The 24,511-nt window shown below is 68.8% G+C and carries 25 protein-coding genes; 21 read left to right on the top strand and 4 right to left on the bottom strand.

Annotated features, from left to right (window positions below):
* Positions 1-4 precede the first annotated feature (4 nt).
* From CY658_RS20480 to CY658_RS20435, 10 genes are read left to right on the top strand one after another with little or no spacing between them, the layout of a single operon-like run.
* Positions 5-892, top strand: a complete 888-nt coding sequence (locus CY658_RS20480; protein ID WP_101491952.1) for a branched-chain amino acid ABC transporter permease — start codon at positions 5-7, stop codon at positions 890-892.
* A 4-nt stretch (positions 893-896) separates the two neighbouring features.
* On the top strand, positions 897-1,850 hold the full coding sequence (locus CY658_RS20475) for a branched-chain amino acid ABC transporter permease (RefSeq protein WP_101491951.1): 954 nt from the start codon (positions 897-899) through the stop codon (positions 1,848-1,850).
* Positions 1,847-2,656, top strand: a complete 810-nt coding sequence (locus tag CY658_RS20470) for an ABC transporter ATP-binding protein (protein WP_101492385.1) — start codon at positions 1,847-1,849, stop codon at positions 2,654-2,656. The genes CY658_RS20475 and CY658_RS20470 overlap by 4 nt, the downstream gene beginning before the upstream one ends.
* Positions 2,657-2,658: 2 nt before the next feature.
* Positions 2,659-3,378, top strand: a complete 720-nt coding sequence (locus CY658_RS20465) for an ABC transporter ATP-binding protein (RefSeq protein WP_101491950.1) — start codon at positions 2,659-2,661, stop codon at positions 3,376-3,378.
* A complete protein-coding gene (locus CY658_RS20460; protein WP_095946546.1) occupies positions 3,371-3,757 on the top strand; it encodes a nuclear transport factor 2 family protein in 387 nt (128 codons plus the stop codon). Before CY658_RS20465 ends, CY658_RS20460 begins: the two co-directional genes overlap by 8 nt.
* Complete coding sequence (locus CY658_RS20455) at positions 3,754-4,491, top strand: NIPSNAP family protein (RefSeq protein ID WP_101491949.1); 738 nt, start codon at positions 3,754-3,756, stop codon at positions 4,489-4,491. The genes CY658_RS20460 and CY658_RS20455 overlap by 4 nt, the downstream gene beginning before the upstream one ends.
* Positions 4,488-5,081, top strand: coding sequence for a malonic semialdehyde reductase (locus CY658_RS20450; RefSeq protein WP_101491948.1), 594 nt, complete (start codon positions 4,488-4,490; stop codon positions 5,079-5,081). Before CY658_RS20455 ends, CY658_RS20450 begins: the two co-directional genes overlap by 4 nt.
* Positions 5,082-5,112: 31 nt before the next feature.
* Entirely contained in the window at positions 5,113-5,667 is a 555-nt protein-coding gene (locus tag CY658_RS20445) for an antibiotic biosynthesis monooxygenase (RefSeq protein ID WP_101491947.1), read from the top strand.
* Between the two features lie 44 nt (positions 5,668-5,711).
* The gene (locus CY658_RS20440) at positions 5,712-7,469 is read left to right on the top strand and encodes an FAD-dependent monooxygenase (RefSeq protein ID WP_101491946.1); all 1,758 of its coding nucleotides are present in this window, start codon (positions 5,712-5,714) and stop codon (positions 7,467-7,469) included.
* Between the two features lie 25 nt (positions 7,470-7,494).
* Positions 7,495-8,433: a VOC family protein gene (locus tag CY658_RS20435; protein WP_101491945.1), complete on the top strand. Its 939-nt coding sequence runs from the start codon at positions 7,495-7,497 to the stop codon at positions 8,431-8,433.
* Between the two features lie 33 nt (positions 8,434-8,466).
* Here the strand turns inward: CY658_RS20435 and CY658_RS20430 are convergent, their stop codons facing one another.
* A complete protein-coding gene (locus CY658_RS20430; protein ID WP_101491944.1) occupies positions 8,467-9,396 on the bottom strand; it encodes a LysR family transcriptional regulator in 930 nt (309 codons plus the stop codon).
* A gap of 186 nt (positions 9,397-9,582) precedes the next feature.
* On the opposite strand from CY658_RS20430, the gene CY658_RS20425 reads away from it, so the two are divergent.
* From CY658_RS20425 to CY658_RS20395, 7 genes are all read left to right on the top strand, one after another.
* Positions 9,583-10,119, top strand: a complete 537-nt coding sequence (locus tag CY658_RS20425) for a cupin (protein WP_095946537.1) — start codon at positions 9,583-9,585, stop codon at positions 10,117-10,119.
* A 62-nt stretch (positions 10,120-10,181) separates the two neighbouring features.
* Entirely contained in the window at positions 10,182-11,216 is a 1,035-nt protein-coding gene (locus CY658_RS20420; RefSeq protein ID WP_095946536.1) for a tripartite tricarboxylate transporter substrate binding protein, read from the top strand.
* Between the two features lie 92 nt (positions 11,217-11,308).
* Positions 11,309-12,229 (top strand): dioxygenase family protein, encoded by a 921-nt coding sequence (locus tag CY658_RS20415; protein ID WP_101491943.1) that lies wholly within the window; start codon positions 11,309-11,311, stop codon positions 12,227-12,229.
* Positions 12,230-12,284: 55 nt separating this feature from the next.
* Complete coding sequence (locus tag CY658_RS20410) at positions 12,285-13,274, top strand: quinone oxidoreductase family protein (protein ID WP_095946534.1); 990 nt, start codon at positions 12,285-12,287, stop codon at positions 13,272-13,274.
* A gap of 86 nt (positions 13,275-13,360) precedes the next feature.
* The gene (locus tag CY658_RS20405) at positions 13,361-14,347 is read left to right on the top strand and encodes a Bug family tripartite tricarboxylate transporter substrate binding protein (protein WP_257884945.1); all 987 of its coding nucleotides are present in this window, start codon (positions 13,361-13,363) and stop codon (positions 14,345-14,347) included.
* 35 nt (positions 14,348-14,382) lie between these two features.
* Positions 14,383-15,405, top strand: coding sequence for a porin (locus tag CY658_RS20400; RefSeq protein WP_101491941.1), 1,023 nt, complete (start codon positions 14,383-14,385; stop codon positions 15,403-15,405).
* Positions 15,406-15,414: 9 nt separating this feature from the next.
* Complete coding sequence (locus CY658_RS20395; protein WP_101491940.1) at positions 15,415-17,190, top strand: amidohydrolase; 1,776 nt, start codon at positions 15,415-15,417, stop codon at positions 17,188-17,190.
* A gap of 34 nt (positions 17,191-17,224) precedes the next feature.
* Here the strand turns inward: CY658_RS20395 and CY658_RS20390 are convergent, their stop codons facing one another.
* From CY658_RS20390 to CY658_RS20380, 3 genes are all read right to left on the bottom strand, one after another.
* Positions 17,225-18,202: a Bug family tripartite tricarboxylate transporter substrate binding protein gene (locus tag CY658_RS20390; protein ID WP_101491939.1), complete on the bottom strand. Its 978-nt coding sequence runs from the start codon at positions 18,200-18,202 to the stop codon at positions 17,225-17,227.
* A gap of 24 nt (positions 18,203-18,226) precedes the next feature.
* The gene (locus tag CY658_RS20385; protein ID WP_101491938.1) at positions 18,227-19,645 is read right to left on the bottom strand and encodes an amidohydrolase family protein; all 1,419 of its coding nucleotides are present in this window, start codon (positions 19,643-19,645) and stop codon (positions 18,227-18,229) included.
* Positions 19,646-19,745: 100 nt separating this feature from the next.
* The gene (locus tag CY658_RS20380; protein WP_101491937.1) at positions 19,746-20,678 is read right to left on the bottom strand and encodes a LysR family transcriptional regulator; all 933 of its coding nucleotides are present in this window, start codon (positions 20,676-20,678) and stop codon (positions 19,746-19,748) included.
* Between the two features lie 100 nt (positions 20,679-20,778).
* Here CY658_RS20380 and CY658_RS20375 point away from each other — a divergent pair, with 100 nt between their 5' ends.
* The 4 genes from CY658_RS20375 to CY658_RS20365 form a co-directional block, all read left to right on the top strand.
* Positions 20,779-22,356 (top strand): amidohydrolase family protein, encoded by a 1,578-nt coding sequence (locus CY658_RS20375; RefSeq protein WP_257884944.1) that lies wholly within the window; start codon positions 20,779-20,781, stop codon positions 22,354-22,356.
* 159 nt (positions 22,357-22,515) lie between these two features.
* Positions 22,516-23,721, top strand: coding sequence for a porin (locus CY658_RS20370; RefSeq protein ID WP_101491936.1), 1,206 nt, complete (start codon positions 22,516-22,518; stop codon positions 23,719-23,721).
* Between the two features lie 338 nt (positions 23,722-24,059).
* Positions 24,060-24,197, top strand: coding sequence for a hypothetical protein (locus CY658_RS32805; RefSeq protein WP_180839004.1), 138 nt, complete (start codon positions 24,060-24,062; stop codon positions 24,195-24,197).
* 66 nt (positions 24,198-24,263) lie between these two features.
* On the top strand, positions 24,264-24,511 hold a 248-nt coding region (locus tag CY658_RS20365; RefSeq protein WP_143713725.1), incomplete at its 3' end, for a helix-turn-helix domain-containing protein.

Raw genomic sequence — 24,511 nt, 5'->3', positions numbered from 1 at the left:
CGTCATGACCAGCAGTCTCGTACTCCAGGCAGTCCTTTCGGGGATCGTCAACGGCTTCGTCTACGCCCTCGTCGGCATGGGCATGGCCGTCATCTTCAAGGGCACCCGCATCGTCAACGCGATGCAGGGCGAGTTCGCCGTCATCGGCTCGCTGGTGGCCGTCTTCGCATTGCAGAGAGCCGGCCTGCCCTACGCCGTCACGATCGCCGGTGGCATCGCCGCGGGCGCGGTCACGGGCTTTCTCGTCGACTGGCTGTTCGTGCGGCCCATGACCCGCCGCGGCGCAGGCGAGGAAGGCTTTCTCCTGCTGACCATCGGGCTGGCCTTCACGCTGTCGGCCGCGGCGCTGTTCTTCGGTGGCCGCGACTCGCACCTGCTGCCCGGCTTCGGCGGCGAAGGCGTGGTCGAGATCTTCGGCGCCTTTCTCACCATCCACGCGCTCTGGCTCGTGGGCATCGCGGGCGCGGTGGTGATCGCGCTGCGGCTGTTCTACACGCGCACGCTGATCGGCCTGTCGATGAGCGCCGCGTCGCTCGACCCGGACGGCGCCACCACCACTGGCATCAACGTGGCGCGGATGCGCGCGCTGACCTTCGTGCTCGGCGGCGCGCTCGGCGCCGTGGCCGGCTTGCTGGTGACGCCGTTGATCGCGGTGAACTACCAGATGGGCATCGGCCTGACGCTCAAGGGTTTCGCGGCCGCCATCCTCGGCGGCCTCAGCAACCCGCTGGGCGCCGTGGTCGGCGGCCTGGCGCTGGGCCTTCTGGAGTCGCTGGCGGTGCTGAGTTTTCCGTCGGGCTACAAGGACGCGATCGCGCTGTCGCTGCTCATCGCCATCATGATCCTGATGCCCAACGGCCTGCTCGGCCGCGCAGGCCGCAAGGGAGGTTGAAGCCATGACTGCATCGTTCCCGCTTCGCCATCGCCGCCTCGCCATCGCACTGCTCGCGCTGGCCTGGGCCGTGCTGCCCCAGCTGCTGTCACGCCACCACGTCGACATGCTCAACTTTGCCGCCATCCTCGCCATCGGCGGGCTCGGCCTGGGCTTGCTGCTCGGGCAGTGCGGCATCGTCAACCTCGCGCAGGCCGCGTTCTACGGCATCGGTGCCTACGCCTCCGCCTACTGCACCGTCACGCTGGGCTGGCCCGTGCTCGCGGGCATCGCCGTTGGCCTGCTGATCAGCGGCACGCTGGCCGCCGCGGTCGGTGCGCCGGTGCTGCGGCTGCACGGCTTCTTCCTGGCCCTGGCCACGCTGGCCATCGGCAGCATCGCCAGCGTGCTGTTCCTCGAATGGGACGGCCTTACGGGCGGCACGCTCGGCATCGGCGGCATTCCGAAACTCTCGCTGTTCGGCTTCGTGCTCGACACGCCCTCGCGCTACTACTACTTTGTGGGGCCGCTGCTGGGCCTGCTTTTGCTGCTGGCGCGCAACCTGGTCGCTGGCCGGCCCGGGCTGGCGATGCGCGCCATGCGCGACGCTGCTGCGGCGGCCGAGGTGATGGCGGTCGACATGCACCGGCTGAAGACCGTGATCTTCGTCCTGTGCGCCTTGCTGGGCTCGCTTGCGGGGTCACTGTTCGCCCACTACGTCTCGTTCGTGAGCGTGCAGAGCTTCACCGTCGAGCGCTCCATCGTCTTCCTGCTGGTGCCGGTGATCGCCGGTGCGCACTCGGTGTGGGGCGTGATCGTGGGCGCGCTGTTCGTCGCGCTGGTGCCCGAGCTGCTGAGCGGCCTGGGTGACTTTCACCAGGTGCTGTTCGGCCTGTCGCTGGTGCTGGTGGTGACGCTGCTGCCTGGCGGGCTGACCAGCCTGTGGGCGCGAGCCACCGCGCCAAGGGGGAACGCATGAACACGTTCACCCTCGACCGTCATCCGGCCGCACCGGCCGCGGCCGCCAGCACCGCGCCCCTGCTGGGCCTGCGCGGCGTGGCCCACAGTTTCGGCGGCCTGCAGGTGCTGCGCGACGTCAACCTGCAGGTTCCCGCGGGCCGCATCTCAGGCCTCATCGGGCCCAACGGCAGCGGCAAGACCACCTGCTTCAACATCGTGTCGGGCTTCCTGCGCCCGCGCGCGGGACAGGTGATGTTCGACGGCCGCGACATTGCTGCGCACAGCGTGCAGCAACGCAGCCGCGCGGGGCTGGTGCGCACCTTCCAGACGCCGCAGGTCTTCGAGCAGATGACGGTGCTGGAGAACCTGATGGTGGGCTGCTACAAGGCCACGCGCACCGGCGTTCTGCAGGCCATGCTGAACACGCCGGCCGCGCGCGCCGAGCGCGACGCGATGCGGGCATCGGCCGAAGCCACGTGCCGCCGCTTCGGGCTGGAGGCCCTGCGCGATGCCCGCGCGGGCAGCCTGCCGGCCGGCCAGCGCCGCGTGCTCGAACTCGCGCGCGCCTGCATCGGCGCACCGCGACTGTTGCTGCTCGACGAACCGTCGTCGGGGCTGAACAGCGAAGAGATCGAGCTGCTGCGCGCATGGATCCTCACGCTCAACCGCGAGGGCCTGACCATCCTGCTGGTCTCGCACGACATGGGGCTGATGACCAGCTGCGACCAGGTCCACGTCCTTTACTTCGGCGAAATCATTTCGAGCGGGACCATGGCGGCGGTGCAGGCCGACCCGCGCGTGTGCGAAGCCTATCTGGGAGTCTGAACATGCTGAAAGTACAAGGTTTGCGGGCCGGCTACGGTGGACCACCGGTTCTGCACGGTGTCGACATCGAGGTCGGCGCGGGCGAGGCGGTGGCCGTGGTCGGCGCCAACGGCGCGGGCAAGACGGCGCTGGTGCGCGCGATCTCGGGCCTGCTGAAGGCCGTGGACGGTCGCATCCTCAAGGACGGCAGCGACATCACAGCGGTGCCCGGGCATCGCCGGTCGGAGCACGGCATCGCGGTGGTGCTGGAGAACCGCAATCTCTTCACCGAGCTGTCGGTGATCGACAACCTGCGGCTGGCCGAGAGCGCCGGGCGGCGCGCGCGCCACGACAAGGCCCGCTTCTCGCTGGACGAGGTCTGCACGCTATTCCCCCTGGTCGGCGAGCGCCGCCACGCGCCCGTCGGCGTGCTCTCGGGCGGCCAGCAGCAGATGGTGGCCATTGCGCGTGCCCTGCTGCTGCAACCCGAACTGTTGATCATGGACGAGCTGACCACGGGCCTCGCGCCCAAGATCGTCAAGGAGATTCTCGGCGTACTCAACCAGCTGCGCGCGCGCGGCATGAGCATCCTGCTGGTCGAGCAGAGCATCGCCATCGCGGCCGAGATGACCGAACGCGCCTACGTGCTGTCGGTCGGTCGTGTGATCCACGAGGTGCGACGGGGCGAGTGGCCCGCCATGCTCGCCGACAAGACCCTCGTGAAGGCGTACCTCCATGGCTGAACAAGACCTGTCCGATGTGCTGCAGGCCGACGACGCGCGCTACCGCGCCATGCTGGGCGGCGACCTCACGGCCCTGGCCCAACTGCTGGCCCCGGGGCTGTCGTACACCCATTCCTCGGCCCACCGCGAAGACAGGGAGGCGTACCTGGCCTCTCTGGCCAGCGGACGCGTGCGCTACCTCGACGCACTGCGTGACGAGGCCCATGTGCAGGTCCACGGCGACACCGCGGTGATCGAAGGCCACGTGCTGCTGCACGCCATGGTCGACGGCACGCGCCGCCGCCTCGACAACCGCTTCCTCAGCGTGTGGCTGCGCGACGCCGGCCACTGGCGCATGCTGGCCTGGGCCTCCACCCCCATTCCCTTGAAGGCCGCATGAGCGGAACGGCGATGCTGATCGAACGACGACGCTACATCCTCCAGCCCGGCGGCCTGCCCGCCTTCTGGCAGGCCCAGGAGGTTCGCGGCTACGACACTGTGCGGCCCATCCTGGACCGGCTGATCGGCTACTTCTCGGCCTTGAGCGGTGCCGGCGACGAAGTGGTCCATCTCTACCGCTACGACAGCTTCGACGACTGGAAGCAGCGGCTGCACGGCCTGTACGGCGTCGCCGCGCTGGCGCCGTATTTCCAGAGCGTTCGCGCGCTGATGACGGTGCAGGAGAACGGATTCCTCGTTCCTGCGCCAGTGCCGGCCGCTAGTCCGCACTGGAGCGGCACGCACGACTGGCTGCCCTCGCATGGCCCGCTGTTCGCGTTGCGTGCAGACGGCAGCCCACCCCTCGTCGAAGAGAGCACGCGCGTGTTGCGCCCGGGCACCGTGCCGGCCTACTGGGCCGCATGGCAGGCCCACGCGCAACCCGCGCTCGAAGCCTCGGCGGGCACGCGGCTCGGCACCTTCGTGAGCCTGGTCGGGCAGCAGCACGAGATCGTCACCTACCGCGTGCATGCACACGGCGACGCGTGGCAGGCGCATCACGTGCAGCTCGCGGCGCACGAGGGCTGGCAGCGCTTCCTGGCCGCCATCGCGCCGCTGTGCGCGAGCAGCCGCCGGCAACTGCTGCGGCCGGCACCGATCCCGCAGCTGTCGCCGCTTTTCGGGGATGCGCCATGACGCTCGATGACGCCGGCTGCGACCTGCTGTTTCGCGAGGCCCGCAGCCACAACGCATGGCGCGACGAACCTGTCAACGATGCACAGCTGCGCGCGCTCTACGACCTCATGAAGTGGGGCCCGACGAGCGTGAACTGCTCGCCGGCTCGGCTGGTCTTTCTGCGCACGCGTACGGCCCGCGAACGGCTGCTGCCACTGCTGGCGCCGGGCAACGTGGAGAAGACGCGCACCGCGCCGGTCACCGTGATCGTCGGCTACGACACGCACTTTCACGCGCACCTGCCGACCCTGTTCCCGCACAACCCTGCCGTGCGCGAGAACTTCACCGGCGCGTCGCGCGCATCGCACGCCGAGACGACCGCGTTTCGCAACGGGACGCTGCAGGGCGCCTACTTCATCGTCGCCGCACGGGCGCTCGGGCTCGATTGCGGGCCGATGTCCGGCTTCGATCACGCGGCGGTGGACGCCGCGTTCTTCGCGGGCACCGGCGTGCGCTCCAACTTCTTGTGCAACCTCGGCCACGGCGCGCACGAGGGCCTGTTCGGGCGCAGCCCGCGCCTGGACTTCGACACGGCCTGCACGCTGATCTGACCCACCGCCGACTCACCGACTGGAGCCACGAATGCACACACCGATCGACCTGGTGACCCTGGTCATCCAGCACCAGATCCGCCCGAACACCCATGCGCAGTACGAGGCCTGGCTCAAGGACATCGCACGCGAGTCGCAGCGCTTTGCGGGGCACATGGGCGTCAACATCATCCGGCCCCACGGCGCCGCCACGACCTACGCGATCGTGCTGCGCTTCGACTCCCACGAGCACCTCACGGCGTGGATCGACTCCGACACCCGCCGGGCGCTGCTGGCGCGCGTCGAGCCGCTGTTCCTGCGCGCCGAAGAGGTCGAGATCGAGACCGGCCTGGAGTACTGGTTCACCCCGCCCGTTGCCAAGCCACTGCACGCCAGGCCGTACAAGCAGTTCCTCGTCACCCTGTCGGCGATCTTCCCGCTGACGCTCATCGTGCCCTGGGCCCTGCATCCGCTGGCGCGCTGGCTGCCGCTGCTGGGCTTGCCACTGGTCGCCCGCTTCGTCGATGCCGCCGTGGTGGTGGCCTTGATGGTCTACGTGATCATGCCGCGCTACACGCGCCGCGTCGCCGGCTGGCTGTTCCGCTGAACCGCCGCCCGCACCATTCATTGAAAAAAGAAGGAGACGCTTCCATGCGCAAGATTGAAGTTCCGGTGCTGGTCGTCGGCGCCGGCCCCGCGGGTCTCTCGACCACCTGCCACCTGGCCGCGCAGGGCATCGAGACCCTGACGCTCACCCGCTTTCCCGGCACCGCCAACTCGCCGCGCGCGCACATCACCAACCAGCGAACGATGGAGATCTTTCGCGACCTCGGCATCGAACAGCGCGTGATGCAGGCGGCCACGCCCCACCACCTGATGAGCAACAACGTGTGGGCCACCAGCTTCGCTGGCACCGAAATCGCGCGCCTGCAGACCTGGGGCTCCGGGCCCGAGCGGCGCGCCGACTACGAGCTGTCCAGCCCCTCGTCGATGTGCAACATCCCGCAGCACCTGATGGAGCCCATCCTGCTCGACACGGCGCGCGAGCGCGGCGCCGGTTTCCTTTTCAACACCGAGCTGGTGTCGATGCGGCAGGACGCGCACGCCGTGCATGCCGTGTGCCACGACCGCGTCAGCGGCGAACACTTCGAGGTGGTGTCGCGCTACGCGGTCGGCTGCGACGGCGACAACAGCGTGGTCTGCCAGCAGATCGGCTTCGAGACCGAAGGCCAGATGGGCCTGGGCGCGGCAGTCAACTGCTGGCTCGAGGTAGACCTTGCCAAGTACACGGCGCACCGCCCCGGCGTCCTGTACTGGATGGCGCAGCCGGGCAACGACTACTGGGTGGGCAGCGGCACCTACATCTGCGTGCGGCCCTGGAACGAATGGGTGCTGCTGTTCATGTACGACCCTGCGGCCGGCGAGCCCGACCTCAGCGAGGCGGCCGTGATGGCACGCGCCCGCGCGACCATCGGCGATCCGGACATCCCGATCCGCGTGAAGGCCGTGTCGAAGTGGACCATCAACCAGGTCGTGGCACGCCAGATGAACAAGGGGCGCGTGCTGATCGCTGGCAATGCAGCGCACCGCCATCCGCCGGCCAACGGCCTGGGCACCAACACCTGCGTGCAGGACGGCTTCAACCTCGGCTGGAAACTCGCGATGGTGCTGCGCGGCCAGGCCGGCCCCGGGCTGCTCGACAGCTACACGCACGAGCGGCTGCCGGTCGGGCGTCAGGTGGTGGAACGGGCCATGAAGTCGGTGCGCGACATGCGGCCGATTTCCGAGGCGCTGGGCTTCGAACCCGGACAGGACGAAGCGGCCGGCTGGGCCAACGTGGACGACCTGTTCGCCGACACGCCGCACGGCCGCGAGCGCCGCCAGGCCCTGCGCGACGCCGTCGAGCTGCAGAACTACCAGTTCAATTGCCACGGCGTCGAGATGGGACAGGTCTACGCCTCGTCGGCGGTGGTGCCCGACGGCGCCACGCGTCCCACGCCCGAGCGCGACCCGGAGCTTTACCACCACGCGAGCACCTTCCCGGGCGCCAGCCTGCCGCACGCCTGGCTGCAGCGCGGCCAGGAACAGCTGTCCACACTCGACCTCGTTGGACGCGGTCGCTTCACGCTGCTGACGGGCGTGGGCGGTGACGCCTGGCGCACCGTGGCGGCGCAGGTGGCCGCGACGCTCGGCGTGCCGATCGATGTCGCATCGATCGGCGGTCCACGCTGCGACGCGCAGGACGTGTACGGACGCTGGGCTGCGCTGGCGGACATCTCGGAATCGGGCTGCCTGCTGGTGCGCCCCGACCGGCACATCGCCTGGCGCCAGCAGAACGACAGCGGTGCCCGGCCGGCATTGCTCGAAGCCACGCTGCGCGGCATCCTCGATCGCCCGCTGTCCCGTTGAGAAGCCTCGCACCAAGGAGCCTGCCATGTCACGCAACCTGCCCGGTGAGTCCCGCTACGGCGTTCATTCGATCGATCACTTCGCGCTGGAAGTTCCGGCACTCGCCACGGCCGAGGCGTTCTTCAGCCGCTTCGGTCTCGACGTGTCACAAGAGGCCGGCCGCCTCGCCCTGCGCACCGTCGGCGATCCCCGGCCATGGAGCTACATCCACACCGGGCCCACCAAGCGCCTGGCCTACCTGAGCTTCAACTGCTTCGCCGGGGAGTACGAGGGCCTCGTGACCCAGATCCAGGCGGCGTCAGGCGTGACACCGGCCGCGCACACGGCCTACGTCTCGCCCGAAGGTTTCTGGTTCCATGACCCGGATGGCAACCTCATGCAGCTGCGCGTCGGGCCGAAGCGCACGCTCTCGGCACCGCAGCCGCTGGCGACCCCGGAGCACCGCCCCGGCGAACGCGGCGCCGTGCCGCGCAGCCAGGCGCGCAAGGTGCACCCGACGCGGCTGTCGCACGTGCTGCTGTTCACGCCCGACGTTCAACGCGCCGTCACCTTCTGCCACGACGCGCTAGGACTGCGGCTGTCGGACCGCTCGGGCGACCTCGTCGCGTTCAACCACGCCAGGCACGGCAGCGACCACCACCTGGTGGCGTATGCCAAGAGCAGCGCGCGCGGCTGGCACCACAGCTCGTGGGACGTGCCGGGCATCAACGAGGTGGGCCAGGGCGCCGAGCAGATGCGCCAGGGCGGCCACCACGCGGGATGGGGCACCGCCCGCCACGTGCTCGGCTCCAACTACTTCCACTACGTACGCGACCCGTGGGGCTCCTTCGCCGAGTACTCCGCCGACATCGATTTCGTGCCCGCCGGATCGACCTGGCCCGCCGGCGACTTTCCACCGGAAGATTCGCTGCATGCGTGGGGGCCGGATGTGCCGGAGGATTTCATTCGCAACAGCGAGGCCTGACGCGCCCGCACCACCGGCGCGAGGCGACCGCGCTCAGCGGTCCAGCACCGCGTGCGGCCAGCGCCCCGCGTCCACGCGCTCCTGCACCACGGCGCGCAGGATGTCGATGAGCACTTCGGTCGCGCGCGACGGCGGCCGGTCAGAGGCGCGGGCCAGCACGCGCCGCAGCCGCAACCCCTCGATGGGAATCGCGACCAGGCGGCCGGCCTCGATCTCGTCCTGCACCACCGCCGCGAAGTGGACCGTGAGGCCCAGGCCCTCTTCCACCAGACGGGCCGCCACGCTCAAGGTCTCGACCTCGACCACGGGGTTCAGCACCACGCCCGCGCGCGCCGCCGCCGCTTCCAACTCGAGCCGCACGCCCGACTTGGACACGCCCGTCATCACCAACGGCAGGCCCGCCAGCCGAGGCAGCTTGATCTTCGTCAGGCGCAGCAGCCGCGCGTCGTCGGTGCGGCCGATGAGGCACAGCGATTCGGTCATGAGCGGCGTGGCCAGCACGTTGGCCAGCTGCATCGGACCGTTGAGGATCGCGACGTCGACGGCCCCCTGCTCCAGCATGCCCAGCAGCGATTGCGAGAAGCCTTCGACGATGCGCAGCCGCACATCGGGAAACTGCTCGCGCACCGCGCGCGCCAGCGGCACCGCGAGCAGCAGCGCAAGCGCGGGCGACAGGCCGATGGCCACCGGCCCGCGCGGGTCGCGCTGGCGCGCCGTCATGTCCTGCTTCATCTGCTCGGCATAGCGCAGCAGGAACGATGCGCGCTCCATGAGAAACACGGCCTCCTCGGTCGGCGTGGCGCCGCGCGCGTGCCGCTCGAACAGGCGCACACCCAGCTCTTCCTCGAGCAGGCGGATCTGCCGGCTCAGCGCCGGCTGCGCCACATGCAGCACGGCAGAGGCGCGCCCGTAGTGCTGCTGCGTGGCGAGCACCACGAAATACCGAAGCTGTCGCAGGTCCATGCAGGGGTTCCAGGTCGTTGCCGCAAGAGTGTTGGATGGGCATCACACGCCCCATACCGAAATGTTATCGAATCGCTCGAAAAATGGTAATGGACGCATGAAAGACCGTTGCCTACAGTGGGCCTCGCAGAACGTAAACCGCTGCTTTTTCGACGACTCCGAACCTCATCGCATCAAGGAATAGACATGGACCCCACCCTCCAGGAAATGGAATCCACCCGCATCGCCCGCTGGGGCAAGGTCGCGCCCTACGGCGAGACCTTCATCGAGAGCCGGCTGCCGGGGATGAAGAAGAACATCTACAAGATCATGAACCGCGGCGTCCTGGAGAACAAAGGCGTCCAGCCGGCAATTCCAGGCAACCACCGCTTCGGCGTGACCTTCATCGAAATCCCGGTTGGCCAGGGTGCCAGCCTTCACGCACACAAGACCGAGGAAGTCTTCTGTCCGCTGAACGGGCAGATGGAGGTCATCTGGGGCGAGAAGGGCCAGTACTCCGTGATGCTCAACCAGTGGGACGTGATCTCGTGCCCCATCGGCGTGATGCGCGGTTTCCGCAATCCGAACGATCACGCGCTGGTGGTGTATTCGGTCGTCGGTGGAACCGACGAAGAATGCGGACGCATCGCCTGGCACGAGGATGTCGTCAGGGCTGCAGAGGCCACCGGCCTGGTCTACGGAACCGACGGCTACATCAAGGAGACGGCGTCGGAAAGCAAGTAGTCGCCGCGCCGACCGCCCGAACTGCGCAAGGCTCACAGGCACCACCCGAGGAGACAAAAAAAATGACGATCCCCCACGACTTCCAGGCCGCACACCGCATGCCGACATGCGGCGTGGCGTACGGCATGAACCGGAGACACGTCCTCGCCGCGACGCTCGCGGCGCTGGGCGCCGGCCTGGTCCGCGCCCAGCCGGCCTGGAGCCCCAAGGGCCCCGTGCGCATCGTCGTTCCTTTCGCCGCCGGCGGCACCTCGGACATCATCGCGCGCATCGTGGCCGTGCGGCTCGCGCAAGCACTGGGCCAACCGGTGCTCGTCGACAACCGCGTGGGCGCCGGCGGCAACATCGGCATCGCGTCGGTGGCGCGCGCCGCACCCGACGGCCAGACGCTGCTGCTGGTCTCGTCCGCCTTCGTGACCAACCCGGCCCTGTTCGCCGACAAGCCCCCTTACGACCCGCTGCGCCAGTTCGCACCGGTGTCGCTCGCCGTCAGTTCGCCCGACGTGATCGTGGTGCCGGCGACGAGCCCGCTCACCAGCCTGTCGGCGTTGATAGACGCCGCCAAACGCCGGCCGGGCGCGCTCACCTACTCGACACCCGGCAAGGGCAACAGCGTGCACCTGGGCGGTGAACTGCTCTGGCAGCGCGCCGGCATCGAGCTGCTGCACGTGCCCTACAACGGCGCGGCCCCGGCCGTGCAGGCGGTGCTCGGCGGACAGGTCGATTGCGCGCTGACCGCATTGCCCGCTGCCAAGGCCCACATCGCGGCGGGCACGCTGCGGGTGCTGGCCGTCGGCAGCCGCGCACGCTGGGCCGAGCTGCCACAGGTGCCGACGGTGGCGGAGTCGGGTTTTGCCGGCTACCGCTCCGAAACCATGCAGGCGCTGTTCGCGCCGGCGGGCACGCCCACCGCCGCCATCGAGCGACTGCACACCGAGGTGCGGCGCATCCTCGCGCTCGACGACGTGCAGCGCCAGACGCGCGAGCTCGGCTTCGAGACGGTCGCAAGCCTGCCCGCCGACCTCGCCGCGCGCGTCGCCGAAGACGTGCCGCGCTGGACCGCCGTCGCCACCCGCGCGCGCATCCGCGCCGACTAGCCGGCCCCACGCCCCTTCACCCCCAGCGGTGCGCCGATGCGGGCCGGGCGGCGCCGTGCCGATTTCGTTTTCTCCACTCTCCAGGACTTCCCATGATTTCTGTCGCCGAGACCCCCACGGACACCGAGGCACCGACCGCCCAGCGCTCGATTCCCGCCAACGCCGAGGCACTGCTGCAGGCCGTTCTGGCCGCCAACCAGGGCACGCACGACGCACGCACCCGCACCGTGCTCGACGCGATGATCCGCCACCTGCATGCCTTCGCCACGGAAGTGACGCTGAGCTACGAAGAGCTCTTCAAGGGCCTGGACTTCATGGTCCGCATCGGCCAGGCCACGGGCCCGCGCAAGCACGAAGGCATCCTGCTTGCCGACATCCTCGGCATGGCCACGCTGGTGCTGCTGATGGACGCCAAAGCCGTGCTCGCCGCGGGCGGCACCGAGCCGGCGCTCATCGGGCCCTTCTGGCGTGCGAACCAGCCGGTGCGGCCCAACGGCGTGCGCATCGCGACCGACGACACGTCCGGCGAAACGCTGCACGTGAAAGGCCGCGTGCTCTCGCTGGACGGTACGCCCATCGCCGGCGCCCGCATCGAGACCTGGCAGGCAGCCCCCAGCGGTCTGTACGAAAACCAGGACCCCGAGCAGGAAGACATGAACCTGCGCGCTGTCTTCGAGACCGACGCCGACGGCCGCTTCTGGTTCGAGAGCGTGCAGCCCTCGGGCTACGGCGTTCCCACCGACGGCCCCTGCGGCGAACTGCTGGCGCTGCAGAACCGCAGCCACATGCGCCCGGCGCATCTGCACTTCATCGCCATCGCGCCCGGCCACAAGGTGCTGACGACGCAGATCTTCGATGCACGCGATCCGTACGCCTACAGCGACGCGGCCTTCGGCGCGGTCGGTTCGCTGCTGCGCGACTTCGAACCCGACAGCGCGGGCCACTTCCACCTCGACTTCGAACTGCGGCTGGAGCCCGGCGAAACGCGCCTGCCCACGCCGCCGCTGCCCTGAACGCACACACGCACGCATTTCCTTCACTTCACTTCGCACCACGAGACATCGCACCATGAGCACACCACCGCGCGCCCTTCGCCTCAGCGCCAAGGCCCCGAGCCCCGAAGCACTGAACCCCGACCTGATCGACATTGCACAGCCCGAAACCCCGCCCGGCTGCGCCATCGTCGAAGTCCTTGCCGCGGCGATCAACCCAAGTGACGTCAAGGCGGCGCTGGGCCTGATGCCGTACGCCATCTGGCCCCGCACGCCGGGACGCGACTACGCCGGGCGCGTCGTCGCCGGCCCGTCGGAATGGATCGGCCGCGCGGTGTGGGGCACCGGTGGCGACCTCGGCATCACGCGCGACGGCACGCATGCGCGCTACCTCGTGCTGCCCGTGGCGGCGCTCGTCGCCAAGCCGGAGCGCATCGCCATGGCCTCGGCGGCCACGGTGGGCGTGCCCTTTGTGACAGCATACGAAGGACTGCGTCGCGCCCACCTCGCAGGCCCCGGCCAGACCGTGCTGGTGCTGGGTTCGAACGGCAAGGTCGGCCAGGCCACGGCACAGTTGGCGACGCGTGCCGGCGCACGTGTGATCGGCATCGAACGCGGCGCCACGCAATACACAGGCCATGCCAGCGCGCAGGTCGAGGTGATCGACGGCACGCGTGACGACATCGCGCAAACCGTCCTGTCGATGACCGATGGCAAAGGCGTGGACATTGCCTACAACACCGTCGGCTCGCCGTACTTCGCGGCAGCGCTTGCGTCGCTCAAGGTCGGCGGCACCCAGATCCTGATCTCCACGCCCGATCGCAACGTGCCCTTCGACATCATGGCGTTCTATCGCCGCGACCTGCGCATGCTCGGCGTGGACAGCCTGAAGCTCACGGCCAGCCAGTGCGCCGAGGTGTTCCGCACGCTGCTGCCCGGCTTCGAGGACGGCAGCCTGCAGGGCTTCGATGTGAACGACGGCTCTGTGCTGCCGCTGGACCGCGCGCGCCAGGCCTACCTGCAGGTGCTCGAAGGCTCGATGGAGCGGCTGGTTCTCGCGCCCTGAGCGGCCCCGGGGCGCCCTGCCCCCGCACATCACTTCGGGGCCTGCCCGCAGGCAGGCCCTTCCCCACGAACAACAAGGAGACAACGATGGACATTCATCGCAGGACATTGCTTCGCCTCACGGCAGCCGCAGGCGGCATCGCCACCCTTCCCGCCGCGGTCTTCGCGCAGCCCGCCTACCCGAGCCAGCCGGTGAAGCTGGTCATTCCCTTCACCGCCGGATCGACCACCGACGTGGTGGGCCGCATCGTCGGCGAACGGCTGCAGCAGTACCTCGGCCAGCCTTGCGTGGTCGACAACCGGCCCGGCGCGGGCGGCACGCTGGGCGCCAGCGCGGTGGTCAATGCCGCGGCCGACGGCCATACGGTGCTGATCCACTCGACCGGCCACGTGGCCAACGCCGCGCTCTACCCCGGGCTCAAGTACGACACGCTGAACGACTTCACGCCGGTCACCATGCTGGCGTCGATGCCCAACGTGCTGGTGGTGCCGCCCGACCGCGGCTTCGCCTCGCTGCAGGACCTCGTGCGCAAGGTGAAAGCCGGCCCGCAGAAGTTCGTGTACGGCTCGTCGGGCAGCGGCAGCGCCTCGCACATCGCGGGCGAGAAGTTCCGCATCGCGACCGACATCGAGGTCGCACACATCCCCTACCGCGGCACGCCACAGGCTCTCACCGACCTCATGGGCGGGCGCCTCGACTGGTTCCTTGCGCCGCTGGCGCTGGCCGTCCCGCTGGTGCAAAGCGGCAAGCTCACGGCGCTGGCCATCGGCGCACCTCGCCGCTCGCCGCTGCTGCCGCAGGTGCCGACCACCACCGAAAGCGGCTTCGGCGATGCGGACCACCGCTTCTGGGTCGGCATGTTCGTGGCGGCGAAAACGCCGGAACACACTGTCGCGCGCCTGCATGCCGAGACCGTGCGTGCGCTGAAGACCGACGAGGTGCGCGCGCGCCTGGAAAAGCTCGGCGCCGACGCCGCACCGATGCCGCAGCAAGCCTTCGCGCAGCAGGTGCGCGAAGAGATCGTGGCCACCACCGCGCTCATCCGCCGCGCCGGCATCCGCATCGACAGCTGAACTCCCAACCAACCGCTCCGCCTCGAAAGAAAAACATGAGACAACAACACAGACTTCTGCTGGCGCTCGCAGCCACCGGTGCCCTCGGCGCCGCGCACGGCCAATCGTCCGTCACGGTGTTCGGCAGCATCGACCTGAACTTCACCTATTCGAAAGCCGGCAACGCCTCGACCAAGGCCATGGACCAGGGCGGCTACCTGTTGCCCAGCCGCCTGGGTTTTCGCGGGGTGGAAGACCTGGGCGGCGGCCTCGCGGCCGGTTTCTGGCTTGAGACCGCCGTGCTGCCCGACACCGGCGAAACGCAAGGCGGCTTCGGCCGGCGCTCCACCGTGAGCCTGATGAGCAAGGACCTCGGCGAGCTGCGGCTGGGCCGCGACTACACGCCCACGTTCTGGAACGTGTCGAGCTTCTCGCCATTCGGCACGGTCGGCGTCGGCGGCAGCAGCAACATCGTCGAAGGCTGGCCGCTCGGCCTGGGCCGTGCGCGCACGCAGGCCCGCGCCAGCAACTCGGCCGGCTACTTCCTGCCGCGCGGCCTCGGCGGCCTGTACGGGCAGTTCATGTTCGCGGCGGCGGAAGGCGCAGAAGGCGCCGGCTACCGGGGCGGACGGCTGGGCTACGAATCGGGCCCGGTCAATGTGGCAGCGGCTTACGGTCAGACCGCCATCGGCCCCGACGACTACCGCACGGTGACCGTCGGCGGCAGCTACGACTTCGGCGTGGTCAAGGCCTATGCCAACTACCTGCGCCATCGGCTGGCACGCGAGCGGCAGACGAACGCGCTGATCGGTGCATCGGTTCCCATCGGTGCGGGCCAGATCCGCGTGTCGTTCGCGCGCTCCGAGCGCTCCGGCCCCGGCCTCGAGACGGACGGCACCGCCCGTCAGTTCGCCATCGGCTACGCGCACCACCTGAGCAAGCGCACGACGCTGTACAGCGCCTACTCGCGCATCAGCAACCGTGGCAATGCCGCCTACGTGGTGGCCGATTCGTCGCCGGCGGGCATGGCGGGCCGGCGCTCGTCGGGCATTCAGCTCGGCGTGAACCACGCCTTCTGAACGCGGCCCATGAAACGACCGATACGACAACGGCTCGTCGTGGCAGCCGCTGCGGCGCTCGCGCTGCTGTGGCTGCCTGCGGCGCACGCTGCCGACACCCTGCTGCTCAACGGTGAACTCCTCACGATGGACCCCGCCAAGCCCCACGCGCAGGCGCTCGCGGTGCGCGGCAACCGCATCGTCGCGGTCGGCTCCAACGCCGCCATCCGCAAGCTGCGCACCGCGCACACCCGCGTCATCGACCTGGGAGGAAAGACGGTGGTGCCCGGGCTCATCGATGCGCACATCCACGCCATCCGCGGCGGCCAGGGCTTCACCTTCGAAAGCTACTGGTACGAACAGACCACGCTGTCCGGCGCGCTCGACCAACTCGCGCAAGAGGCCGCGAAGCGCGGGCCCGGCCGATGGGTCGCGGTGATGGGCGCGTGGCATCCGGCGCAGTTCGCCGAACAGCGCGCGCCGACGCCGCAGGACCTGAGCAACGCCCTGCCGCACAACCCGGCCTACGTGCAGTACCTGTACGACTACGCCGTCGTCAACAACCAGGCGATCGACGTGCTGGGGCTGGACACCGGCGCCGCGCTGCCGCCCGGCATCACGGTCGAGCGCGATGCGCAAGGCCGTGCCACCGGCAAGCTGTTCGGCGGCATCGGACCTTTCTCTGCCTTGTTCGCACGCATCAGCGCGCGCCCCGAGCCCGAGAACCGCGCCAGCCTGCAGGCCTTCTTCCGCGAACTCAACCGCCTGGGCGTGACCGGCGTCGTCGATCCGGCCGCAGGCGACCACGCCATCTACAGCCCGCTGTTCACGTTGTGGCGCGACAAGGCGCTGACCGTGCGCGTCGCCTACCGCGCATCGGCCCTCGCGCCCGGCAACGAGACCGCCTGGTTCCAGACCAGCCTGGCCTACCTGCCGCCGCTGTTCGGCGACGACATGCTGCGCTTTCTCGGCGTGGGCGAAGTTCTGGCCTTCGGCATGAACGACGGCGTGCGCATGAGCGCGGGCTTCAACCCGCCGCAGTCGGCGCGCGATGAGCTGGCGCAGGCCGCGCTGTTCGCGGCCGAGCGCCGCTATCCGCTGGAGATCCACGCCTACACCGAAGACGGCGCGAAGGCCATCCTCGATGTGCTCGAGAAGGTCGCGCAGACGCGCCCCTTCAAGGACCTGCGCTGGGCCCTCACGCACATCAACACAGGCTCCGAACAGACCTTCGAACGCATGCGCAAGCTGGGCATGGCGTACACCGTGCAGATGGGCCCGTACTTCGAGGCGCCCGCGATCCAGGCGGCCCACGGCGCCGAGGCCGCGCAGGCCTCGCCGCCCACGCGCCTGGCACTGCAGAAGGGCTTGATGGTGGCCGGCGGCACCGACTCCACGCGCGTGGGCGTGATCAACGTGTGGCGCGCCATCGAGTACCACGTGACGGGCCGCGCCGTCGGCGGCGCCGTGCAGCGCCGCGCCGACCACCTGCTCACGCGCGAAGAAGCCTTGCGCCTGTACACGGCCAACGCCGCGTGGCTCGCCTTCAGCGAGCCGCACCGCGGTTCGTTGGCGGTGGGCAAGCTCGCAGACTTCGCGGTGCTCGATGCGCCCTTCCTCACGGTGGCACCCGACGCGATTCACAAGATCCGCTCCGTGCTGACCTTCGTCGACGGCAAGCCCGTGCACGTGGCGCCGCGCCACGGCGCCGCGTTGCCACCGCGCACCGATGCACGCGTGCTGAAGGCCATCGGCCACCTGCACGACCACGGCGATGACGCCGCAGGTGCGCCGCCTCGCCATTGACCGGTTGCCGTCGGAGCGCATGGCCAGCCGCATCTCAGTTCTGCGCCGAGATCTTCTCGTCGCGGACCACCTGGGTCCAGCGCGTCACTTCCTTCGCGACGAAGGCCTGCGCCTCCGCCGGCGTGGTGGACCACGCATCGGCCGCCTGCAGCCGCAGGCCTTCGGCGACCTCGGGGCGCTTGAGCGTGACGCGCACCATCTCGGCGAGCTTCGCGACGACGGCCGGCGGCAGGTTCTTCGGCCCGCCCAGGGCATACCAGGCGGTCACGTCGAAATCGGGCAGCACGGTTTCAGCGAGGGTCGGCACGTCGGGGTACAGCGCGAAGCGCTGGCGCGAGGTCACGGCGAGCGGCTTGACCTTGCCGCTGTCGATGTAAGCGCTCATGCCCGCCATCGACGTGACGATGATCGGCACCTCGCCGCTCACCACCGCCAGCGCGGTGGCGCTGCCGCCGCGGTAAGGCACATGGTTGAAGCGCACGCCCGCCCGCGACTGCAGCAGCGCCGCGGCCAGGTGCATGCCGCTGCCGTTGCCGCCGGAGCCGTAGTCGATGGTGCCGGGCGCGGCCTTGGCCTTCTTCATCAGCTCCTGCACGGTGACGAACTTGGCGTTGGGGTTGGCGATGATCGCGAACGGGCTCTGCGCCACCATCGAGATCATCGTGAAGTCGTTCACCGCGTCGTAGGGCAACGCGCCGTACAGGCTGGGCGCCGCCGCATGGCCGGAGGCCATGAGAAAGAGCGTGTAGCCGTCGGGTGCGCTACGCGCCACATAGCGCGCGGCCATCGTGCCGCCCGCGCCCGGCTTGGCCTCGACGATGGCCGACTGCTTGAAGTGCTCGTGGAACTGTGCGGCCAGCAAGCGCGCCAGGTGGTCGATGGGCCCGCCCGGCGCAAAGCCGTGCACGATGCGCACCGGCCGGTTCGGCCAGCTGTCGGTGGCCTGCGCGTGCGAGGCCACGGCGCCCAGTTGCAGCGCGGCGAACGCGAAGAGTCTCAGTATTTTTTTCATGGTGGGGTTTGCGAAGACAGCGCCTCAGACGAACTTGATGCTGGCGGCCTGGGCCCCCACCCGCTCCTGCGCTTCCACCAGCCGGGCCTTGAGGTTCGCCCAATCGACACCGAGCATCTTGCCGTGCCGCTTGCGCGCCTTGCCGGCGATCCACACGCTGTCGACGTCGGGCGTGCCGGCGAAGGTGACAACACGGTCCGCGAGGCTGCCGGCCATGCCGAAGCCGATGCGGTCGGTGCTCAGCAGCACGAGGTCGGCGCGCTTGCCGACGGTGATGGTGCCCGTCACGCCGCCCAAACGAACCGCCTGCGCCCCCATCGAGGTGGCGAAGTCCAGGATGTCTTCCGACGTGTACCGGCCGACATACCCGCGGCATTCGGGGTCGAGGTACAGGCTCCAGAACGTGGCGCGGATGTGCTCGAAGTAATCACCCGTGAGCGCAAGCGAGATGTCGATGCCCATGCCCGTGGGCACGCCGGCCGCGCGTGCACGCCCGTGCACCGACGGGCCCTTGCTCGGCGACATCACGTACGGGAACTCGCCCATCGCGGTCGCGCAGATCATGCCGCCGGTGTCGCGCAGCATCTTCAGCTCGTCCGACGTGAACCGGTTGGCATGGGTGGCCTGGTAGTCGGGGCCGAGCAGGCCGGCTTCATGCAGGTCGGGCATGCCCGAATCGCGATGCCCCATCACGCCCGGTGCGTGGGGCCGCTCGGGCTTGTGGATGTGGGCCGCGAGCATCTTCACGCCCATGCCGCGCGCACGCGTCCATTCCTTGCGGATGTCGTCGATGCGGCTGCCGTTGTTGCCGCTCGGTGCCAGGCCGAGTTGCAGCAGCGCCGTGCTGTCGGAGAACAACTCTTTCTGCAACCGTTCGGCGGTCTTCCAGTGCGACTCGTTGGTCATCGCGATGCGCTCGCCGTCGGCCTTGGCCAGCGACACGGTGTCGCCCGGCTTGTACGAAGACGACACGCCGAGCTGGAACGCGAACCAGCCGGCAATGCCCGAGTCGCGCAGGCCCTGCGCAGCGGCCATGGCCCGGTCTTCGCTGGGCTGGCCGTGCGCGTAGTCGAGCACGGTGGTCACGCCGGAGTCGATGGCCTGCAGGCCGCCGATCAGTTCCGCGAGGTAGTTGTCCTCGGGCGTCATCGAGACGATCGTGCGCATCTTCCACTGCTGGTAGTACGGCGCGTACTCGGCCGGACGCGTCTTGACCAGGCGGCCCATGTCGATGATTTCCCAGACGTGGCGGTGGCCGTCGATCAGGCCGGGCATGAGCACCATGCCTTTCGCATCGATGACTTCGGCGTCGGGCGGCGCCTGCAGGTTCGGGCCGACGGCGGCAATGCGGTCGCCGTCGATCAGCAGGTCACTGCCGAGCAGGTCTCCGAGCTTGGGGTCTCGCGTCAGGATGCTGGCGTTCTTGATCAGGGTATGCGTCATGTCTCACTCGGGGTTTCAAAGGGTCCGAGGATGTTGACGATTTCGTTTCGATCAATAAACGGCGTCCAAAGAAAGAAATGATTTCTTGAAAGGAAAAAATCTAAGCCACTGCCGTGGCGTCTTCGGCTTCGAGCTGCCACTGGCTGTCGGCCGCGAAGCTGCGCGCCACGAAGTTCACGAACTCGCGCACCTTCGGCGAGGGCCGGCGCGGTTGGGGGAACACGGCGAACAGCGTGCGCGGTTCGGGCACCACGCCGGGCAGCACGGTGTGCAGGTTGCCGTCGGCAAGATGCCCCGTCACCAGGAAAGCGGGCAGCAGGCCGATGCCCGCGCCGGCCAGCAGCGCCTCGCGCAGCACCAGGCTGTTGTTGCAGCGGCAGTTGCCGCCGACGCGCACCATGCGTTCGCTGCCGGCTTCGGTGAAGCGCCACTCGTCGGGCGTCTGGCCGCGCGTGTAGACCAGGCAGTTGTGGCGCACGAGGTCCGCCAACGTTTCGGGCGCACCGCGTGCCGCCAGGTACGCCGGTGCGGCGACCAGCATGCGCGGCATCTTCGCGATGGCCCGGGTGGCGCCGGTCGGGTCCTTCACGTGGTCGGCGATGAACAGCGCGACATCGACGCCCTCTTCCGCCGGATCGACGAAGCGGTCGTTGAGCGTCATGTCGATCGTCACCTCGGGAAAGCCGGCCAGGAAATCCGCCACCGTGCGGCCCAGGTGCGCCGTGCCGAGCGACACCGGCGCGCGCACTTTGAGCAGGCCGCGCGGCGTGGTCTGCAGCTGGCCGGCGGACTTCTCGGCCTCCTCCACGTCGTCGAGGATGCGCACGCACTTGTCGTAGTAGCTGCGCCCGGCATCGGTGAGGTTGATGCGCCGCGTGGTGCGCGCCAGCAGCGGCGTGCCGATGTGGTTTTCGAGCGCCGCGACGTACTTGCTCACCGACGCGTTGGACATGCGCATCTGCTCGGCGGCGACCGTGAAACTGCCGCGTTCGACCACCTTGCGGAACACACACATGGCCGTGAGGCGGTCCATATTCTTTCCTCTCAGGAAAACAGTTTTTTCTCCGGGCGATGTTTATTGTCAAAAACGAAAATGTCAACATCCTCGGACTCTTACAACCACGGAACGAGACATGACCCCACCCAAGATCGCCCCGCCTTCGGGCTCGGCGCCACCGGCCGGATTGACCCGCAAGGCTTTCCTCGGACTGTCGGCCGGCGCCGCCGCCGCAGCGGCCTTTGCCCCGCAGGCGATGGCCCAGGCGCCGAAGCCCGCGGCGACCCCGCGCGGCCCCGCCCGGCGCACGCTGATCCGCGGCGCCGACCTGCTCACGATGGACCCGCTGAACAAGGAACTGCAGGCGACCGACGTGCTGGTCGAGAACGGCAAGATCGCCGCCATCGGCAAGCGCCTGCCCGCTGGCGATGCCGAGGTGATCGAGGCGCGCGGCATGATCCTGATGCCCGGCATGATCGACGGCCACCGCCACATGTGGCACGGCCTGGATGCGGGGCGCATCGTCAAGGCCGAACCCAATGCCTACGCCAAGGGCTACATCGGCTGGCAGCGGCGCACCATGGCCTGCATGACGCCCGAGGACAACTACCTTGCGGAACTGATCGGCGGCCTGCAGGCCATCGACGCGGGCGTGACGACCGTGCTCGACTACGCCCACGGCCAGCCCACCGAAGAGAAAGCGCTGTCCGCCGCGCGCGGCGTCAAGGACTCGGGCGTGGCCGGCTGGTTCACCTTCCAGCTCGGACGTGCAACCGCCTTCGGACCGGGCTCAACGATCTCGACGGCGCGCGTGCATGCCGACCTCAACACGACGACCGAAACCAACTGGAAGACTGTCGAGCGCCTGCAGAAGGAGCTGTTCTCCGACAGCAACGGCCTGCTGCAACTGGGCCTGGCCCCGTCGAATGCCACCGGCCGCCCCGTCGCCGAGGTGCGCAAGGAATGGGAGCGCGCCCGTGCCACAGGCGTGAAGATGATTGCCGCGCACGTGCACAAGACCGCGCAGCCGCAACCCGCCGGCACCATCGGCCACCGCGGCTCCGGCATCGTCGACCTGCACGAGGCGGGGCTACTCGGGCCCGACTACCACGCCTCCCACGGCAACCGCCTCACCGATGAAGAGCTCAAGATGCTGCGCGACACCGGCGGGATGCTCTGCGCCACGGTGGTTGGCGAATTCCCCTACATGATGACGCCGCACCTCATGGCCTCCGCGCACGGCCGCGCGCGCCATGCCGGCGTGGCCACCGGCATCGGCATCGACGTGAACTCGGTGCTGCAACAGGATTACTTCGAACACGTACGCTGCGCCTTCCTCAGCCTCTTTCTCGAGCCCGAAGGCCGCGAGATCGTGCGCAACTACAAATCGGAAGACACGCTCGACTTCGCCACCGCGCTCGGCGCCAAGGCCGTGCGCCTGGACGATGTCACGGGCAGCCTCACTGTCGGCAAGCGCGCCGACCTGGTCCTGCTGCGCACCGACCGCATCGGCTTCGCGATGCTGGGCAGCCTGGCCGACCGGGTGATGAACTTCGCCTCACAGGCCGACGTCGACAGCGTGTGGGTCGCTGGCAAAGCGCGCAAGCGGCACGGAAAGATGCTCGGCGTCGACTGGGCGAAGCTCAAGGCCCAGCAGGTGGCCGCGCAGCAGCGCATCGGGCCGCAGCAGGCCAGCATCACCTTCACGACCTAGCGCACGGCGCAGGCCTCCCCCGGCCCGCAGGTGCCGCGTGACGTCCTCGTCGCGCGCGCCCCTCTTCATCTCCGCTCACTGAACACCTCCGTGCAGCCCGTTCCCGGGCTGTCGTGGCGCCGCTCGTCCTGCGCCTTCCCACCTTCTGAATTCCACGCGATGAACAAATCCCTGATTGCACTGGCCACCATCTCCCTGGCCGGCACCGCTTCGGCTCAATCCTCCGTCACCGTCTTCGGCGTGATCGATGCGATGGTCAGCAATTATTCGAATCGCTCGGCAGACCCGCGCGGCCTCACGCCCGCCGTGACCGTGCGCCGCACCGCCCTCGGCCACTCCGGCTACAACACCAGCCGCCTGGGCTTTCGCGGCACCGAAGACCTCGGCGGCGGCCTCGCCGCCAGCTTCTGGCTCGAAGCCCCGATCACCAACGACGACGGCGCCATGGGCATCGCCAACTTCTCGCGCCGCTCGACCGTCAGTCTCTCGGGCGGCTTCGGCGAGCTTCGTCTCGGCCGCGACTTCACGCCGACCTTCTGGAACGACACGCTGTTCGACCCGATCAACACCAACGGCGCCGGCGGCAACCTGATCCTCGCGGCCAACACGGCCTTCGCGGGCAACGCGAACTACGTGCGCGCGAGCAACTCCATCGGCTACTTCCTGCCGCCGAACCTCGGCGGCTTCCACGGGCAGTTGCAGTACGCGCTGCACGAGCGCGACAGCTACACGCCCGGCACTGCGACGCCGCCGGGCGTGCACCCCGTCACCGGCGCACGCAACGCCGGCACAGTCGCGCCTTCTCGCGCAGGCCGCTACATCGGCGGGCGCCTCGGCTACGCGAGCGGTCCATTGCAGCTGGCCGCGGCCTACGGCGACAGCACCGTCGCCGACAACTACTACGCGGGCAGCACCGATTCGGTGAAGACGATGAACCTCGGTGCCTCGTACAACTTCGGCAGCGTCAAGCTCTTCGGCGAATGGTCGCGCTCGCGGCATGCGCGCGATCTGGCTCAGCCCCAGCTCGGCGGGGGTATGCGCAAGGCGGACCTCGAGGGCTACGTCGTCGGCGTCACCGTGCCAGTCGGCGCCGGGGTGATCCGCGCAGCGTACTCGCACGTCACCTACGACCAGGACCCCACCGGCGCACCGTTTGCCACTACGAAGAACCCGAAGGCCGGCAAGCTAGCGCTGGGCTACGTGCACAATCTGTCGAAACGCACCGCGCTGTACGCGACCGTGGGCCACGTACGCAACAAGAACGGCGCGGCGCTCACCACGGGCGGCCCGGCCTTCGTGCAGAGCGCGGGGCTCACGCCAAAGACGTCCACGGGCTACGACTTCGGCATTCGCCACGCGTTCTAAAGACGACTCGCGCTTCGATGTCGCGCCTCGCTGCTCGCAGCGCTCCGGAACGCGACACCACCTGCGTATCGACCGCCCACGAGGGCGTCTTGGGGGAAAAGACGCGCCGCGGTACATCGAACGACTGAGCAACGTCCTCGAGCGCCCGCTCTGCAGCGATTGCTGTCGTCGGACTCGGAGTCGCCGATGTCTGCATCGAGGCTGACAGCCGACATCCAGGTTCGTGGGACAGGCTGATGGGATCGGCGGTAGAACTCGATCTGCAGTGGAATTCCTAGGGCGACCTCAACGGGGTGGCGCTTGTTGAAACAACATGAATTCTGAACTACGCTGGTCGTATGCTCGACATCGTCTGCGACGGCAATGCCCTGTATTTCCCGATCTCCAGGCAACAAAAATCGGGCGGCGCCTGGGTGGGAGTCGTTCAAATCGTCTCTGTTGATTGCCGCCGAAAATTGACCCAGCTAACGCAGTAATTTCCGTCTAAGACTGACCCACGTAAAACCCTACCCTGCTGATTTTTAAAGCAGGGGATCCTAGGAGTGATAGACGTGGCGACATTGAGTGTCATCAGACGCTGGGCCCTGCGCGAGCAGATGTCCATTCGCGAGATAGCCAGGCGTACAGGCCTGTCTCGCAACACCGTAAAGAAGTACCTGCGAGCCGGCGATGAAGAGCCGCGCTACGCCAAGCGGACGAGCTCAAGCAAGCTCGATCCCTATGCCGAGAAGCTCGCGACCTGGCTCGCGATCGAGGCAACCAAATCGCGCAAACAGCGGCGCAATCTGCG

The sequence above is a fragment of the Variovorax sp. RO1 genome, assembly GCF_002849325.1.
In the GTDB taxonomy this organism is placed as follows: domain Bacteria; phylum Pseudomonadota; class Gammaproteobacteria; order Burkholderiales; family Burkholderiaceae_C; genus Variovorax.
This window is presented reverse-complemented; position numbering and strand designations above follow the sequence as displayed.

What these genes read in the sequence shown, in the direction of transcription:
- CY658_RS20435 (WP_101491945.1), top strand. Translation starts at nt 7,495, where the DNA reads ATGTCACGCAACCTGCCCGGTGAGTCCCGCTACGGCGTTCATTCGATC.
- CY658_RS20445 (WP_101491947.1), top strand. Translation starts at nt 5,113, where the DNA reads ATGCACACACCGATCGACCTGGTGACCCTGGTCATCCAGCACCAGATC.
- CY658_RS20385 (WP_101491938.1), bottom strand. Translation starts at nt 19,645, where the DNA reads ATGACGCATACCCTGATCAAGAACGCCAGCATCCTGACGCGAGACCCC.
- CY658_RS20415 (WP_101491943.1), top strand. Translation starts at nt 11,309, where the DNA reads ATGATTTCTGTCGCCGAGACCCCCACGGACACCGAGGCACCGACCGCC.
- CY658_RS20420 (WP_095946536.1), top strand. Translation starts at nt 10,182, where the DNA reads ATGACGATCCCCCACGACTTCCAGGCCGCACACCGCATGCCGACATGC.
- CY658_RS20390 (WP_101491939.1), bottom strand. Translation starts at nt 18,202, where the DNA reads ATGAAAAAAATACTGAGACTCTTCGCGTTCGCCGCGCTGCAACTGGGC.
- CY658_RS20405 (WP_257884945.1), top strand. Translation starts at nt 13,361, where the DNA reads ATGGACATTCATCGCAGGACATTGCTTCGCCTCACGGCAGCCGCAGGC.
- CY658_RS20410 (WP_095946534.1), top strand. Translation starts at nt 12,285, where the DNA reads ATGAGCACACCACCGCGCGCCCTTCGCCTCAGCGCCAAGGCCCCGAGC.
- CY658_RS20380 (WP_101491937.1), bottom strand. Translation starts at nt 20,678, where the DNA reads ATGGACCGCCTCACGGCCATGTGTGTGTTCCGCAAGGTGGTCGAACGC.
- CY658_RS20465 (WP_101491950.1), top strand. Translation starts at nt 2,659, where the DNA reads ATGCTGAAAGTACAAGGTTTGCGGGCCGGCTACGGTGGACCACCGGTT.
- CY658_RS20375 (WP_257884944.1), top strand. Translation starts at nt 20,779, where the DNA reads ATGACCCCACCCAAGATCGCCCCGCCTTCGGGCTCGGCGCCACCGGCC.
- CY658_RS20440 (WP_101491946.1), top strand. Translation starts at nt 5,712, where the DNA reads ATGCGCAAGATTGAAGTTCCGGTGCTGGTCGTCGGCGCCGGCCCCGCG.
- CY658_RS20370 (WP_101491936.1), top strand. Translation starts at nt 22,516, where the DNA reads ATGAACAAATCCCTGATTGCACTGGCCACCATCTCCCTGGCCGGCACC.
- CY658_RS20470 (WP_101492385.1), top strand. Translation starts at nt 1,847, where the DNA reads ATGAACACGTTCACCCTCGACCGTCATCCGGCCGCACCGGCCGCGGCC.
- CY658_RS20400 (WP_101491941.1), top strand. Translation starts at nt 14,383, where the DNA reads ATGAGACAACAACACAGACTTCTGCTGGCGCTCGCAGCCACCGGTGCC.
- CY658_RS20430 (WP_101491944.1), bottom strand. Translation starts at nt 9,396, where the DNA reads ATGGACCTGCGACAGCTTCGGTATTTCGTGGTGCTCGCCACGCAGCAG.
- CY658_RS20450 (WP_101491948.1), top strand. Translation starts at nt 4,488, where the DNA reads ATGACGCTCGATGACGCCGGCTGCGACCTGCTGTTTCGCGAGGCCCGC.
- CY658_RS20480 (WP_101491952.1), top strand. Translation starts at nt 5, where the DNA reads ATGACCAGCAGTCTCGTACTCCAGGCAGTCCTTTCGGGGATCGTCAAC.
- CY658_RS20395 (WP_101491940.1), top strand. Translation starts at nt 15,415, where the DNA reads ATGAAACGACCGATACGACAACGGCTCGTCGTGGCAGCCGCTGCGGCG.
- CY658_RS20460 (WP_095946546.1), top strand. Translation starts at nt 3,371, where the DNA reads ATGGCTGAACAAGACCTGTCCGATGTGCTGCAGGCCGACGACGCGCGC.
- CY658_RS20425 (WP_095946537.1), top strand. Translation starts at nt 9,583, where the DNA reads ATGGACCCCACCCTCCAGGAAATGGAATCCACCCGCATCGCCCGCTGG.
- CY658_RS20455 (WP_101491949.1), top strand. Translation starts at nt 3,754, where the DNA reads ATGAGCGGAACGGCGATGCTGATCGAACGACGACGCTACATCCTCCAG.
- CY658_RS32805 (WP_180839004.1), top strand. Translation starts at nt 24,060, where the DNA reads ATGCTCGACATCGTCTGCGACGGCAATGCCCTGTATTTCCCGATCTCC.
- CY658_RS20475 (WP_101491951.1), top strand. Translation starts at nt 897, where the DNA reads ATGACTGCATCGTTCCCGCTTCGCCATCGCCGCCTCGCCATCGCACTG.